The organism is Roseateles sp. So40a (assembly GCF_048081605.1).
Classification (GTDB): domain Bacteria; phylum Pseudomonadota; class Gammaproteobacteria; order Burkholderiales; family Burkholderiaceae_C; genus Roseateles.
The window spans coordinates 5099456-5113015 of sequence record NZ_CP182288.1 but is presented as its reverse complement, the minus strand read 5'-3'; the positions used below and the strand labels follow the sequence as shown (position 1 = coordinate 5113015).

At 69.2% G+C, this 13560-nt stretch carries 12 protein-coding genes; 3 read left to right on the top strand and 9 right to left on the bottom strand.

The genetic code is table 11. The annotated features are described in order from the left end of the window. Nucleotides 1–54: 54 nt before the first annotated feature. On the top strand, nt 55–1158 hold the full coding sequence (locus ACNI65_RS23320) for an NAD-dependent epimerase/dehydratase family protein (RefSeq protein WP_416763688.1): 1104 nt from the start codon (nt 55–57) through the stop codon (nt 1156–1158). Here ACNI65_RS23320 and ACNI65_RS23315 read toward each other — a convergent pair. Beyond that, complete coding sequence (locus ACNI65_RS23315; RefSeq protein ID WP_416759768.1) at nt 1109–1951, bottom strand: substrate-binding periplasmic protein; 843 nt, start codon at nt 1949–1951, stop codon at nt 1109–1111. The two genes, ACNI65_RS23320 and ACNI65_RS23315, sit on opposite strands and share 50 nt — an antisense overlap. A 214-nt stretch (nt 1952–2165) precedes the next feature. Between ACNI65_RS23315 and ACNI65_RS23310 the strand changes: the two genes are divergently transcribed. Continuing rightward, nucleotides 2166–2702, top strand: a complete 537-nt coding sequence (locus tag ACNI65_RS23310; RefSeq protein ID WP_416759767.1) for an outer membrane beta-barrel protein — start codon at nt 2166–2168, stop codon at nt 2700–2702. A gap of 42 nt (nt 2703–2744) precedes the next feature. On the opposite strand, the gene ACNI65_RS23305 is transcribed toward ACNI65_RS23310, so the two are convergent. The 6 genes from ACNI65_RS23305 to ACNI65_RS23280 all read right to left on the bottom strand — a co-directional run bounded on the left by ACNI65_RS23305 (nt 2745) and on the right by ACNI65_RS23280 (nt 9873). Further along, nucleotides 2745–4385, bottom strand: coding sequence for a peptide chain release factor 3 (locus ACNI65_RS23305; RefSeq protein ID WP_416759765.1), 1641 nt, complete (start codon nt 4383–4385; stop codon nt 2745–2747). A 174-nt stretch (nt 4386–4559) separates the two neighbouring features. Beyond that, nucleotides 4560–5165 carry a DJ-1/PfpI family protein gene (locus tag ACNI65_RS23300; RefSeq protein ID WP_416759764.1) on the bottom strand — a complete coding sequence of 202 codons (606 nt, stop codon included), beginning with the start codon at nt 5163–5165 and terminating at the stop codon, nt 4560–4562. A 66-nt stretch (nt 5166–5231) separates the two neighbouring features. Continuing rightward, nucleotides 5232–5600: a hypothetical protein gene (locus ACNI65_RS23295; protein ID WP_416759763.1), complete on the bottom strand. Its 369-nt coding sequence runs from the start codon at nt 5598–5600 to the stop codon at nt 5232–5234. A gap of 6 nt (nt 5601–5606) precedes the next feature. Beyond that, nucleotides 5607–6830 (bottom strand): acetate/propionate family kinase, encoded by a 1224-nt coding sequence (locus tag ACNI65_RS23290; protein ID WP_416759761.1) that lies wholly within the window; start codon nt 6828–6830, stop codon nt 5607–5609. A gap of 5 nt (nt 6831–6835) precedes the next feature. Further along, nucleotides 6836–7630, bottom strand: a complete 795-nt coding sequence (fabI, locus tag ACNI65_RS23285) for an enoyl-ACP reductase FabI (RefSeq protein ID WP_416759760.1) — start codon at nt 7628–7630, stop codon at nt 6836–6838. After that, the gene (locus tag ACNI65_RS23280) at nt 7627–9873 is read right to left on the bottom strand and encodes a DUF3141 domain-containing protein (protein WP_416759759.1); all 2247 of its coding nucleotides are present in this window, start codon (nt 9871–9873) and stop codon (nt 7627–7629) included. The genes fabI and ACNI65_RS23280 overlap by 4 nt, the downstream gene beginning before the upstream one ends. 184 nt (nt 9874–10057) lie before the next feature. On the opposite strand from ACNI65_RS23280, the gene ACNI65_RS23275 reads away from it, so the two are divergent. Further along, the gene (locus ACNI65_RS23275) at nt 10058–11107 is read left to right on the top strand and encodes a phosphate acetyltransferase (RefSeq protein WP_416763687.1); all 1050 of its coding nucleotides are present in this window, start codon (nt 10058–10060) and stop codon (nt 11105–11107) included. 80 nt (nt 11108–11187) lie between these two features. Here the strand turns inward: ACNI65_RS23275 and ACNI65_RS23270 are convergent, their stop codons facing one another. Beyond that, on the bottom strand, nt 11188–11733 hold the full coding sequence (locus ACNI65_RS23270) for a Dps family protein (protein ID WP_416759758.1): 546 nt from the start codon (nt 11731–11733) through the stop codon (nt 11188–11190). Nucleotides 11734–11961: 228 nt separating this feature from the next. Further along, nucleotides 11962–13446 (bottom strand): catalase, encoded by a 1485-nt coding sequence (locus tag ACNI65_RS23265; protein ID WP_416759757.1) that lies wholly within the window; start codon nt 13444–13446, stop codon nt 11962–11964. Between the last annotated feature and the right edge of the window lie 114 nt (nt 13447–13560).

Sequence of the window (13560 nt, the reverse complement as noted above, 5' to 3'; positions counted from 1 at the left end):
GTTCGACCCCCCGGAACCGATGCGGTTCCCCCTCAGGAGCGGACGATGGATGCGATGACCTCGATGGATGCGAGCGGCCAACTGGCGGCGATGACGGCCGTGACGCGGCGCACGGCGCTGGTGCTGGGCGCCAGCGGCGGCATCGGCGGCGCGGTGGCCCGCGCGCTGCGCGATGCCGGATGGACCGTGCGCGCGCTCAAGCGCGGCCTGGCCTCGGAGGCCGAGCACCGCGACGGGCTCCATTGGCTGCGTGGGGACGCGCTCGAGGCGCTGGACGTGCAGCGCGCCGCGCAGGGCTGCAGCGTGATCGTCCACGCGGTGAACCCGCCGGGATATCGCGGCTGGGCGGAGCAGGTGCTGCCGATGCTCGACAACACGCTGGCCGCGGCCGCCGCGCGGGGCGCGACCGTCGTCTTGCCGGGCACGGTCTACAACTTCGGACCTGACGCCTTCCCCCGGCCGGGCGAGGATGCCCCCCAGCGCCCGCTGACCCGCAAGGGCGCCATCCGGGTGGAGATGGAGCGCCGCCTGCGCGAGGGCGCCGAGCAGGGCCGATTCCAGGCCATCGTGCTGCGCGCAGGCGACTTCTTCGGACCGGGGGCGGCCAACAACTGGTTCTCGCAGGGATTGGTGACGCCGGACCGGCCGGTGACGCGCATCCAGCAGCCGGGCGCCGACGGGGTCGGCCACCAGTGGGCCTACCTGCCTGACGTGGCCGCGGCGATGACCGCGTTGATCGAACGTCGCGAGCGCCTGCCCCAATTCGCCCGATTCCACTTCGAGGGCCATTGGGACGCGGACGGCCGCCAGATGGCCGAGGCCATCCTGCGCGTGGTCCGGCGTCGGACCGGGGCGGTGCCGCGCCTGACGCGGTTCCCGTGGTGGGCGGTGCGCCTGGCCCAGCCCGTGGTGCCGCTGTTCCGCGAGCTGGCCGAGATGCGCTACCTGTGGCGCGAGCCGCTGCGCATGGACCAGGCGCGCCTGGCCGCCGAGCTCGCCCGCGACGGCGGCGTGCCGCACACGTCGCTGGACCTCGCGGTGGAGCGCACGCTGGAATCGCTGGGTTGCCTGCCCGCGGCGGCGGTCGATGCCTCGGCCGCCGGGCGCGTCAATCGAAGTAGTGCTGCCGCAGCCGCTCGTAACGGCCATCCCGCCTGAGGCGGTCCAGCGCCATCTGCAGCTTCCGGGCGACCGCCGGGTCGCTGTCCAGTGGCAGGCCGTACCAGTAGGACTTGTCCACATCCAGAGACAGCACCGGCGTCAGCGTCGCGTAGGGCAGCTTGAGCGCGCGCAAATGCCACGCCGCAGCCCAGTCCAGCAGCACGATCAGGTCCATGCGGCCGGCGAGCAGCTTGCGCAGGTTGGTGGCGTCGTCGAGGCCGAGCTCGAGCTCCTCCGCCCGCACGCCCTCAGCCTGCAGATGCCGGGCCGCCGCCGAGTCCCGCGACACGCCCAGGCGCCAGCCGCCCAGGTGCTTGAGGCTCGCGGGCTGCACGTCGGTGCGGTGGCTCAGCCGATACACGAGGATGCGGCGCGGGCTGATCGGACCGACCCAGCGGTATTGGGTCTCGCGTTCGGGCGTGCGGGTCAGCGAGAACAGCACGCTGTCCGCGCGTCGCGCCGCCTCCTGCACCGACCGCTGCCAGGGCAGCACCTCGACGCGCAGCCGCAGGCCGGCCTCCGCCGCCATCAATTGCAGCAGCTCGCTGCTGAAGCCGCGCGGCTTGCCGTCCTCGGCGTAGTTCAGCGGGGGGAGGTTCTCGGTGTACGCGACGAGGTCCGTCGGGCTCGCGACCGCGACCCGAGGCGCGGCGGCCTGTGCCGTGCCGGCGGCGCCCGAGGCCGCCATCGCCGGCGTCAGGATCGACGGCAAGGCGCCCCCCAGCAGACTGGCGCCCAGCAGGCGGCAGCACTGACGGCGCTCCGGCTGGGGCTCGATCTCGGTGGGCATCGGCGCAGTGTAGGAAGCCGCGATGACAGACCGACAACGATGTCGGACGCGAAACGCCAACAAGGTCACGGCTTCGAGTCCGGGGAAGCCCTTCCCACCGAAGAGGGGGCGAGGGGTCAGGTCTGTCCCCCGGGCGATAGGCGCCGCTATCCTGCGCCCCGCCGTGTGCGCGGAGCGCCGCGCCACGCACCTCGCATCACAGGGAGAACACCACATGAAGAAGTTGTTGGCCGCCAGCCTGGCGACCGCTCTGGTCAGTCTGACCGCTCTGTCCGGCTCGGCCCTCGCCGCACCCGCCGCCGATGAGCGGCTCATCTATGCCTCGATCGGCGTGGGCGGCGTGGACGGCAGCCAGGAGTCCTACCGACGCGATGGCTCGCAGCTGTCGATCGGGTACTCGCTGGGCTATCGCTTCACGTCGAACTACGGCGCCGAGGTCTACGCCCGCAGCCTGTCCTTCAAGCCGCTGGGTTCCAACGGCAGCTACGCCTATCCCGATCACCACGTCGGCATCGCCGCCGTCGGCCGCTACCCGGTGGCGCAGTTGCTCAGCCTGACGGGGCGCGTGGGCCTGGGCCGCACCAAGATGTCCCGGGACGACGGCAGCAACCCGGCCGACAAGACCAGCGTGACCGCCGGCGTCGGCGCGGCGATCGAGTTCGGCCCGCACCTGGCGCTGACCGCGGGCTACGAGCGTTACTCGGGCATCAACAGCGGGCTGTGGCTGGTCAGCTGGCAGCTGGCGTTCTGACGCCTCCGCCAAGGCGCCTGAGACCAGGCGCCCGCGGCGGACTCACGCGTCCATCTGCTTCTGGAAGACCAGACCCGCGTGCTCACGCAGCGCGTGGAACTTGATCTTGGGCCAGTTCTCCTGCATCGCGCGGAGCTCGCCTGCATATTCCAGCAGCACGGTGGGCGCGTTCACCGCGTCCCAGGCGACACGGTGCGCGTTGTGGTCGATGAAACGACGCAGTTCCTTCTCGCCGCCATCGGCCTCATCGCAGGTCACCCAGCGCGCCACGTTGTAGCGCGCGGGCATGACCCGGGCCTTGACCTTGTACTCGTGCTCCAGGCGGTGCGCGACGACCTCGAACTGCAGCTGACCCACCGCACCCAGCAGCAGCACGCTGCCAGCCTCGGGACGGAACACCTGGATCGCGCCTTCCTCGCCGAGCTGGCGAAGCCCCTCGCGCAACTGCTTGGTCTTGAGCGGATCCGCCACTTCCACCGAGCGGAACATCTCCGGCGCGAAGAAGGGCAGGCCCGTGTACTGCAGCGCCTCGCCCTCGGTGATCGTGTCGCCGAGCTGCAGCACCCCATGGTTGGGAATGCCGATGATGTCGCCGGCGAAGGCCTCGTCCAGCAGCTCGCGGCGCTGCGACAGGAAACTCACCACGGTGTTGGGCCGCAGCTCCTTGCCCGAGCGCACGACCTTCAGCCGCATGCCGCGCTCGAAATGGCCCGACGCCACGCGCAGGAACGCGATCCGGTCGCGGTGCGCGGGGTCCATGTTGGCCTGGATCTTGAAGACCACGCCGGTGAACTTCGGCTCCTCGGGCTGCACCACGCGCTGCATCGAGGCACGCTCCGCCGGCGCGGGCGCCAGCTCCACCAGCGCGTCCAGCACCTCCTGCACACCGAAGTTGTTCACCGCGGAGCCGAAGAACATCGGCGTCTGCTTGCCCGTCAGGAAATCGTCGAGATTGAACGTCGGCGCCGCCTCGTTCACCAGCTCGATCTCGCCCTGCGCGTTCTCGTACTGCATGCCGAATCGCTCGACATACGCCGGGTTGTCCAGCCCCTCCAGCACCTCCTCGGTGCCCGCCACGCGATCCTCGCCCGGCGAGAACACCCGCATGCGCTGCTGGCGCAAATCCATCACGCCATGGAAATGCTTGCCCATCCCCACCGGCCACGTGAACGGCACCACCGTCATGCCCAGCTCACGCTCGATCTCATCCATCAGCGCCAAGGGCTCCTGCACCTCACGGTCCATCTTGTTGACGAACGTGAGAATCGGCGTGTTCCGCGCACGGCACACCTGCAACAGCCGCCGCGTCTGCGGCTCCACACCATTGGCCGCGTCAATCACCATCAGCGCCGCATCCACGGCCGTCAACACGCGGTACGTATCCTCAGAAAAATCCTGGTGACCCGGGGTGTCCAACAGATTGATCACGCAGTCGCGATACTCCATCTGCATCACCGACGACGCCACCGAGATGCCCCGCTGCTTCTCAATCTCCATCCAGTCCGACGTCGCATGCCGCGACGCCTTGCGCGCCTTCACCGAACCCGCAATCTGAATCGCACCGGAGAACAGCAGCAGCTTCTCCGTCAGCGTGGTCTTGCCCGCGTCAGGGTGGGAAATAATCGCGAAGGTGCGGCGGCGGCGCACTTCAGACTGAATACGGCTAGGCTGATCGGTGGACATGACGGCTCTCGGACGGCGAACCGGCGATTATCGCAGTGGCGCCGTCGGGCGGGGCGCTCCGTCTCCCGCAGGGTGCTACGTCACCCGCAGGGGGCCCGGGGGAAGTGCCCGATGCTCGCAGGTCCCTTCCCCCGGGCCCCCTGCGGGTGACTCCGATCTCGCTGTCCGCAACGATCACGTCGGCGTCATGAACGGGCCCACCCTCGCCAGCAAACGCTCGACGTACTCGTCCTTCTCACCCACCGGCGCCGCATAGGTCAACGCCTCTCGCGTCGCCTCCTCGCCAGCCTTGCTCCACATCAACCACGCCGCCAGGTACTGCGACGACAGGCATCCTCCCGACGTCGCCACCGGACCCCTCGCATGGAAGGGCTCGTCGAGCACGCGCACCCCGGCTTCGACCAGCCACGGCCGCGTCGACGCATCCGTGCACGCCGGCGCATCGCCCAGCAAACCCAGCCTCGCCACGAGCAACGCACCCGAACACTGCGACGCAATCAGCTGACGCGTCGGATCGATCTGCAAGCGATCCAGCAGCGCGGAGTTCTCCGCGATCGCCCGCGTGTAGATGCCCGAGCCGAACCACACCGCGTCGGCCTCGTTGGCCCATTCCAACGGGTGCTTGAGCTGCACCGTCACGCCATTCATCGACGTGACCGTCGGCCCCGGACCGCACAGCTCCGCGGACCAGCCCAGCGGCTTGAGCCGGTTCAGCAACCCCAGCGGAAGGAAGCTGTCGATCTCGTTGAAGCCGTCGAAGGAAAGAATGGCAATGCGCATGGACGGTCCCGCAAGGCGATGCGCCCCACTGTAGCGCCGCCGCCCGCCAGGCCCAAGCCGGTGGGGTTATTGCACCGGGCCGGTCGATCCGCTTGATCCGGTCGCGGTGCCCAGCGTCCCGAGCTGCGTCCCGATGCGCGCCAGCAAGTGATGCCGGACCCGATCAACGATCTGCGCCGCATCCGTTGGCCCGAGTTCCTCGGCCAACTGGGTCTGCACCTCGTAATGCAGGTAGAGCATGCCGCGCAGCTTCTCGAAACCGCCCTCATGACCCGAGGTGCACACGCGCAGGTCGTTGTCCAGCACGCGTTCGATCACCCCCGGGTCCAGCAGCCGGATGTGGCACATGATCGCCAGCTGCGCGATCTCCAGGTCGACGTCCTCGACCCGCTTCTCCCATTCCTCGGCGCTGTAGCGCTGCTTGGGTGTCCTCATGGCGATTCACTCCTCCCCGGCCAGCAGCCGGAACGTGTGGCGGGCCATCATGAGCTCCTCGTCGGTGGGGATGACCCAGGCCTCGGACCGACTGTCGACGGTGCTGATCCGGCGCTCTGACGGCCCGTCGCGATTGGCGCCGTCCTGCACCGACACGCCCAGCCATAGGCAGCGCGACAGCACGCGGCGCCGGATCTCGGCCGCATGCTCGCCGATGCCGGCCGTGAACACCAGACCATCCAGGCCGCCCATCTCCGCGGCCAGCGCGCCGATCTCACGCGCGACGCGGTGCACGAAGACATCGATGGCGAATCGCGCCCGCGGCGCGTCGCTGGCCAGCAGCTGGCGCATGTCGCTGGACACGCCCGACAGCCCCAGCAGCCCCGACTGCTTGTAGATCAGCGTCTCCAGCGCGCGCGCGTCGAGCTTGCGTTCATCCATCAGGTAGAGCATCACGCCGGGGTCGACCGCGCCGCAGCGCGTGCCCATCGGCAGGCCGTCCACCGCCGTGAAGCCCATGCTGCTGGCGATGCTGCGGCCGCGGTGCAGCGCGCAGGCGCTGGCGCCGTTGCCCAGGTGCAGCACGACCGTGCGCCCATCCGCCAGCCGCGGCGAGAGCACCGGCAGCCGCGAGGCGATGTACTCGTAGCTGAGACCGTGGAAGCCGTAGCGGCGCACGCCGGCCTCGAAGAGTTCATAGGGCAGGGCGAACGCGTCGGCCACGTCGGACTGGCCGCGATGGAAGGCGGTGTCGAAACAGGCGACCTGCGGCACGCCGGGCAGGATGTCGATGCCGCGGCGGATCGGCGCGAGGTTGTGGGGCTGGTGCAGCGGCGCGAGCGGCACCAGCGTCTCCAGCTCCTTCAGCACCGCGGGCGTGACCACCACCGGGCGGTCGAAACCGGTGCCGCCGTGCACGACGCGGTGGCCGATGCCGAGCATCGCGATGTCGGGGAACTCATGGGTGACGAACTCGATCAGGTGATCGAGCGCGCCGTCGTGGTCCAGGCTCGCGCCGACCAGCCAGTCGCGCGCGCCGGCCCGGCTGCCGTCCGCATGCGTGGCCTCGAAGTGCGGGGCACTGGTGCCCAGGCCCTCGACCTGTGCGCGCAGCTCCAGCCGCAGCGGACCGAGCACGCGGTCGTCATGCAGCGAGAACATCGACAGCTTGATGCTGGACGAGCCCGCGTTGACCACCGCGATGAATTCGCCTTCGAGTCGTGGATCCATCGCCTTCACCCCATGATGTGATAACCGCCGTCGACGTAGAGCGTCGTGCCGGTGATCAGTCGCGCATGATCGGCCGCGAGCATCGCGGTCGCGTAACCGACGTCATCGATCGTCGCCAGCGCATGCGCCGGGGCGCGCGCGGCCGCATCGGCCAGCAGCTGATCGAATTCGTCCAGGCCGGAAGCCGCGCGCGTGGCGATCGGCCCCGGCGAGATCGCATGCACGCGGATGCCGGAAGGTCCGAGCTCATGCGCCAGATAGCGCACCGAGGCCTCCAGCGCCGCCTTGACCGGCCCCATCAGGTTGTAGTGCTCGACGACCTTGCTGGCGCCCTGGAAGCTCATCGTGAAGAGCGATCCGCCGCTGGCGCGCATCAGCGGCTCGGCGAGCCGCGCCATGCGGATGAAGCTGTGGCACGAGATGTCCATCGCCATCGAGAAACCGGCGGCGCTGCTGTCGACCAGCCGGCCATGCAGGTCCTCCTTCGGCGCGAACGCGATCGAATGCAGCGCCGCATGCAGCACGCCCCAGCGCTCGGAGATCGCGGCGAAGACCGACTCCAGCGCCTCGGGCTCACGCAGGTCCAGCGGCAGCAGCAGCTCGGCGTCGAGCTCTTCCGCGAGCGGGCGCACGTGCGGCAGCGCCTTCTCGTTGAGGTAGGTCAGCGCGAGATCCGCGCCCATCGCCCGGAACGCGCGGGCGCAGCCGTAGGCGATGGACTGGTCGTTGGCGATGCCGGTGATCAGCACCTTGCGGCCGGCGAGGAGCCGGCCGAACTGCACGGCGCCGGACGCGTTCATGCGACCGCCTTGCGGCGCCGGGGCGCCGCGATCGAGACCGTCGCCGCCGCCGCCGCCGGGGCCGACAGCGCGAGCGCCATGTCGGCCACCCGGACCGGGTCCACATGAAGCAGCTCGTGGACATATCGCGCCGCCGGTGAGTTCGGATCGGCCAGTTCCGACTCGGCCATCAGCACGGCGCTGGCCAGCGCGAGCGCCTGTTCGCGATCCTCCAGCGTGGGCAGCAGATCGGGCAGCGCGGCCATCGCCTCGTCGGGCGCGAAGGTCACGATCAGCGCCTGCCGGTGCAGCAGCGTGGCCCAGTCCTCGGCGGGCGCGGCGGCCACCGCGTCCTCGGCCTCCGCGGCCATGCGCCGGTGAGCATCGGCCAACAGCTGTCCGAGGATCAGACCGCGGCGCTGCAACACGCCACGGTGCGCCAGACCGGCGAGCAGGATCCGGCAGACCGCGTCGGCGAAACCGCCTTGGTGCACCTGCTCGAGCGCGACACGGCGTCCCTCGCGTTCATCGGCCAGCGCATGGGCCTGACCGGAGGCGCGGTCGTCCTCGCGCGGCGGCAGCCACGCCCCGAGGCCGGCCGGGCCATAAACGGCCTCGACCCAGTGGACCAGCGTCGTGTCGCGTTGATGGCCGACGCGGTCCAGTGATTCGCTGATCACCCGCGATCCCAGCTGCTCCCACTTCAGCCACGGGTTGTCGGGCTCCGCCAGTTGACGCCGTGCGCGGACGCCATCGGCGGCGTGCTTGATCCAGGGCGCCCACGGATGCAGGTCGGACAGCGCCAGGTGCTGCTGGCGCAGCGGATGCATCCAGCGCAGCCATTCGCCCAGCGGCTTGTTGCCGATCGCGCGCACGGCCGGCTGCAGCCACTGCCGATAGCGCCGCATGTTGGCTTCCGACACCTGCGCGATCGTGCTGAAGAGCGCCTCGTCGCGACGGCATTCGGGATTGAGCGCGCGCAGGTCGTCGACGGTGCGGGTCTCGAAGCTGACCGAGTAATCGCCCGATTCCAGCGCCGCCAGCGCCGCGTCGGGATCGCGCGCGTCGATCTTCATCTCGTAGAGGCCTGGCGGCAGCGCGACGATCTGCTCGAGCGTGTCGAAGATCTGTTCGTGTTCGCGCCGGGCCACGGCGCCGCCCACGAAGATGCCCAGGTGCCCGATCCGCGGATGCAGCATGTAGACGATGGTGCGGCCCGCCTTCACGAGCGCCTTCTCGCTGCCCCAGACGTCGATGATCCAGTCCAGCGCCTGCTGCGGCGGGGTGATGTTGTCGCCCCAGGACGCGAAGATCACCATCGGCGCCGAGATCTGGCGCAGGTCCAGCCGGTAGCCCTCCATCTCGATCTCGCCGCGCGCCAGGCGGTTGCCGATGAACAGGTTCTCGACGATCGCTTCGATCTCCTCGCCGGTCATGCGGAAGTAGCCGCCCCACCAGCGCTCGAAGTCCAGGAAGCGCTCGCGTTCGCCGTCGACGTTGGCGTAGAGGTGGTAGTACTTGTCCCACCAGGTGTTGGCAAGGTTGAGGTTCTCGAAGTTGGAGACCAGGTGCGCGCCGTCGAAGCGGTCGCCGCTCAGGTCGGCGGAGAACGCCGACAACCACGCGCCGCCGAGCGCGCCGCCCGCATAGCGCATCGGGTTCTGCTCGGGCGAGCCGGCCCAGTACGACAAGGGCGCGCCGTTGAGCACGATCGGGCCCATCAGGTCGTTGCGCACCGCGGCCAGCGCCGCGACGGCCCAGCCGGCCTGGCAGTTGCCGATGACCGCGGGCAGACCGGGCGCTTTCGGATGACGGCGCGCGACCTCCTCGATGAATTGCGCTTCGGCCCGGGCGACGTCGAGCAAGGTCTGACCCTCGACCGGTTCCGGTTCGAAGGTGATGAAGTAGACCGGGTGGCCGGCGCGCAGCGCCACGCCGATCTCGGAGTCCGGCTTGAAGCCGCCGATGCCCGGACCGTGTCCGGCACGGGGATCGATGACGACGATGGGGCGGCGCTTCGGATCGACCACCTCGCCGTCCGGCGGCAGGATGCGCAGCAGCGCGTAATTGCAGGGCTGCGCGAGATCGCGGCCGTCCAGGAGCAGTTCATGCTCGAACTTGAGCAGCGCGGGCTTGCCGGCGTGCAGGTGGTCGATGAAGACATTGCCGCGCTCGCGCAGCGTGTCCAGCGTCAGCACGCCGCGCTGCCAGGCGTCGGTCGCATAGGTCTGCCAGTCGTGGATCCAGTCGGACGTTCCGGGCATGCGCGCTCCTTGCGAGGACCGCGTGAAAACGCTTCACGCGGCTTGATTTGTTGCAGCGCAGCATGCATCATCGATCGCGACTCGTCGTGAAAGCCCGAGGAAGAAACAGGGTCAAGAGCATGACGAACATCAAGGACGTCGGAAAACATCGTCGGCCGCGCGGTGGGAGGGACACTGCGTCGTCCTGCAGCACAGGGAGTTCTCCGTGATCACGTCATTGCGTTCCGCCGGAGTGCCGGCCGCCAATTCATCGGCGTCCGCGCCGGTTTCCGTGCCGGCGACCGGCCCGCATCCCCCGAGCGCCCATCCGCATTACGACCGGCTGATCGAGGCTGTCCGTCACCTGCCGCCGCTGCGCATGGCGGTCGTGCATCCGTGCAGCGATGTGTCGCTGCTCGCGGCGACGGAGGCGGCGTCGCTGGGCCTGATCGAGCCGGTGCTGATCGGTCCGGCGGGCAAGGTGTCGGAGGCGGCTGCGGCGGCGGGCGTGGACCTGGCGCGGTTCACGCTGTTCGATGTCCCGCACAGCCATGCGGCAGCCGAGATGGCCGTGGCGATGGCGCTCAAGGGCAGCGTGGACGCGGTGATGAAGGGCAGCCTGCACACCGATGAGCTGATGGGCGCGGTGGTGCGGCGCGAAGGCGGGCTGCGGACCGCGCGGCGGATCAGCCACTGCTTCGTGATGGACGTGCCGGGCCATCCGCAGCCGCTGATCATCTCGGACGCGGCGATCAACATCGTGCCGACGCTGGAGGACAAGGTCGACATCGTGCAGAACGCGATCGACCTCGCGCATGCGCTGCGGTTGCCCGAGGTGCGGGTGGCGCTGCTGTCGTCGATGGAGACGGTGAATCCGAAGGTGCCCTCGACGATGGACGCGGCGGCGCTGTGCAAGATGGCCGATCGCGGCCAGATCACCGGGGCGGTGCTGGACGGTCCGCTGGCGATGGACAACGCGATCGATCCGGAGGCGGCGCGGATCAAGGGGATCGTGTCGCCGGTGGCGGGCAAGGCCAATGTGCTGATCGTGCCGGACCTGGACGCCGGCAACATGCTGGCCAAGAGCCTGAGCTTCCTGGCCCAGGCCTACGCGGCGGGCGTGGTGCTCGGCGCCAAGGTGCCCATCGTGCTGACCAGCCGCGCCGATTCACGCACCGCGCGCCTGGCATCGTGCGCGCTCGCGTCGATGCTCGCGGAAGCGCGCCGGGCGGGGCGGATCAAGGCGGTCGGCTAGAAACGGCGACGGGGACCTCTCGGTCCCCGTCCTCATCAGATCGCATCGCATCGAAGGCACGCCCAGGCGCGCCTCGGCGATCACTCTTCCAGCAGCGAGCGCAGCATCCACGCAGTCTGCTCGTGCACCGTCAGGCGTTGCGTGAGCAGGTCGGCCGTCGGTTCGTCGCTGGCCTGGTCGACCAGGTCGAACAGCGCGCGCGCGGTGCGGGCCACGCCCTCATGGCCATCCACCAGGATGCGCACCATGTCCAGCGCCTTGGGCGGCGTGGCCGGCGCGTCCGGCAGCGAGCTCAACTGCGCGAACTGCGCGTAGGAGCCCGGCGCCTTGTGGCCCAGCGAGCGGATGCGTTCCGCCACTGGGTCCACCGCGTTCCACAGCTCGGTGTACTGGGCCATGAACATCGCATGCAGCGAGTTGAACATCGGCCCCGTCACGTTCCAGTGGAAGTTGTGCGTGGTCAGGTACAGCGTGTAGGTGTCGGCCAGCAGCTTGGACAGGCCTTGCGCGATCGCGGCGCGGTCCTTGTCGCTGATGCCGATCTGGATGCCGGGGGCGCCCTTGCCCGTCGGCTTGACGGACGGCTTGGCGGTGGACTTCACGGGAGAGGGGCTCTTCTTGGCCATCGAGGCACTCCTTCAGGATGGGAAGACAAAAGACGCCGCGCAGCCTAACCGATCCAGGCCGCGCCGGCGTGACGGACTTCAGGCGACGCTGTGTTGCATCCAGTCGACCAGTGCCTGCGCGTTCAGCGCGACACCGGCCGCGGTCAGCAGCCAGCCCAGCGTGCGTTTTGCGGTTCGAGGGGTCATGTCTTGCTCCTTGCAGCGGGATGCGGGCGGTCGCCGACGTCGTCAGACGGTGAATTCGATGTCGAGCGCGCTGAGCGCCGCCCGCACCACCTGGCCGTAGGCCGGATCGGCCTTGTCGAAATGGCCCAGCTGGCGATCGACGATGAACGCCGGCACACCGCGCATCGACTCGGCGATGTTGCGCCCCAGCCGCTGCTGCTGCGCCTCGCCCAGCAGGCGGAACAGCGCGCCGGGCTGCGCGTAGTCATCGTTGCCCTCGCGGTGGTCGAAGCGCGCGGCGTCACCTTGCAGGCGCAGTGGGGGCTCGGCCACCGATGGATCCTGCGTCGCGCCGCCGAAGCTGTTGGGCTCGTAGTACGCGTCGGCGTTGCCGGTCGGTGTACGGAAGAACTTCATCGCGCCGTCCTTGTGGTAATGATGGACGGGGCACTTGGGCGCGTTCACCGGCAGCGCCTCGTAATGCGTGCCCAGGCGATAGCGGTGCGCGTCGGCGTAGCTGAACACGCGCGCCTGCAGCACGCGGTCCGGGCTGAAACCGATGCCCGGCACGATGTTGCTCGGCGAGAACGCGGCCTGCTCGATCTCCTCGAAGTAGTTCTCGGGATTGCGGTTGAGCTCCAGCACACCGACCTCGATCAGCGGGTACTCGCCGTGCGGCCAGACCTTGGTCAGGTCAAAGGGGTTGTAGGCGGTGCGCTGCGCGTCCAGCTCGGGCATCACCTGCACGTACATCGTCCACTGCGGGAAGTCGCCGCGGCCGATCGCGCCGAAGAGGTCTTCCTGGTAGCTCTCGCGCGACTGGCCGATGACTGCGGTGGATTCCGCGTTGGTCATCGTGCGATGGCCTTGCCGGGTCTTGAAGTGGAACTTCACCCAGAAGCGCTCGCCGTCGGCATTCCAGAAGCTGTAGGTGTGGGAACCGTAGCCGTTCATGAAGCGCGGGCTGACGGGGATGCCGCGGTCGCTCATCAGGATGGTGACCTGATGCAGGCTTTCGGGCGACAGGCTCCAGAAGTCCCAGGCCGCCGTTGCAGAGCGCAGGTTGGACACCGGATGGCGCTTCTGCGTGCGGATGAAGTCGGGGAATTTCAGCGGATCACGGATGAAGAAGACCGGCGTGTTGTTGCCCACGAGGTCCCAATTGCCTTCGTCCGTGTAGAACTTCAGCGCGAAGCCGCGGACGTCACGTTCCGCGTCCGCCGCGCCGAGCTCGCCCGCGACGGTGGAGAAGCGCGCCAGCATCGGCGTCGTCTTGCCGACCTCGCCGAAGAGGCGCGCCCGGGTGAAGCGGCTGATGTCCTGGGTGACGGTCAGCGTGCCGAAGGCGCCCCAGCCCTTGGCATGCACGACGCGCTCGGGGATGCGCTCCCGGTTCTGATGCGCCAGCTTCTCGATCAGCTGGTAGTCCTGCAGCAGGACCGGACCCCGCGCGCCGGCGGTCAGCGAGTTCTGGTTGTCGGCGATCGGCGCGCCGGCCGACGTCGTCATGACCGGGCACTGGGCGGGGTGGGGGGCTTTGGCGCTCATGCAACTCCTCATGCAGGGAAACAGGTATTTGTAGGGGCCCGCCGTTCGGGTGTCGTCTCCCGGAGGGGAGGGGGCGGGCCTGCATGAAGAGGGACTTTAGGGATTCGCTATCGA

What these genes read in the sequence shown, in the direction of transcription:
- ACNI65_RS23290 (WP_416759761.1), bottom strand. Translation starts at nt 6,830, where the DNA reads ATGGATCCACGACTCGAAGGCGAATTCATCGCGGTGGTCAACGCGGGC.
- fabI (WP_416759760.1), bottom strand. Translation starts at nt 7,630, where the DNA reads ATGAACGCGTCCGGCGCCGTGCAGTTCGGCCGGCTCCTCGCCGGCCGC.
- ACNI65_RS23270 (WP_416759758.1), bottom strand. Translation starts at nt 11,733, where the DNA reads ATGGCCAAGAAGAGCCCCTCTCCCGTGAAGTCCACCGCCAAGCCGTCC.
- ACNI65_RS23280 (WP_416759759.1), bottom strand. Translation starts at nt 9,873, where the DNA reads ATGCCCGGAACGTCCGACTGGATCCACGACTGGCAGACCTATGCGACC.
- ACNI65_RS23265 (WP_416759757.1), bottom strand. Translation starts at nt 13,446, where the DNA reads ATGAGCGCCAAAGCCCCCCACCCCGCCCAGTGCCCGGTCATGACGACG.
- ACNI65_RS23315 (WP_416759768.1), bottom strand. Translation starts at nt 1,951, where the DNA reads ATGCCCACCGAGATCGAGCCCCAGCCGGAGCGCCGTCAGTGCTGCCGC.
- ACNI65_RS23300 (WP_416759764.1), bottom strand. Translation starts at nt 5,165, where the DNA reads ATGCGCATTGCCATTCTTTCCTTCGACGGCTTCAACGAGATCGACAGC.
- ACNI65_RS23310 (WP_416759767.1), top strand. Translation starts at nt 2,166, where the DNA reads ATGAAGAAGTTGTTGGCCGCCAGCCTGGCGACCGCTCTGGTCAGTCTG.
- ACNI65_RS23295 (WP_416759763.1), bottom strand. Translation starts at nt 5,600, where the DNA reads ATGAGGACACCCAAGCAGCGCTACAGCGCCGAGGAATGGGAGAAGCGG.
- ACNI65_RS23320 (WP_416763688.1), top strand. Translation starts at nt 55, where the DNA reads ATGACCTCGATGGATGCGAGCGGCCAACTGGCGGCGATGACGGCCGTG.
- ACNI65_RS23305 (WP_416759765.1), bottom strand. Translation starts at nt 4,385, where the DNA reads ATGTCCACCGATCAGCCTAGCCGTATTCAGTCTGAAGTGCGCCGCCGC.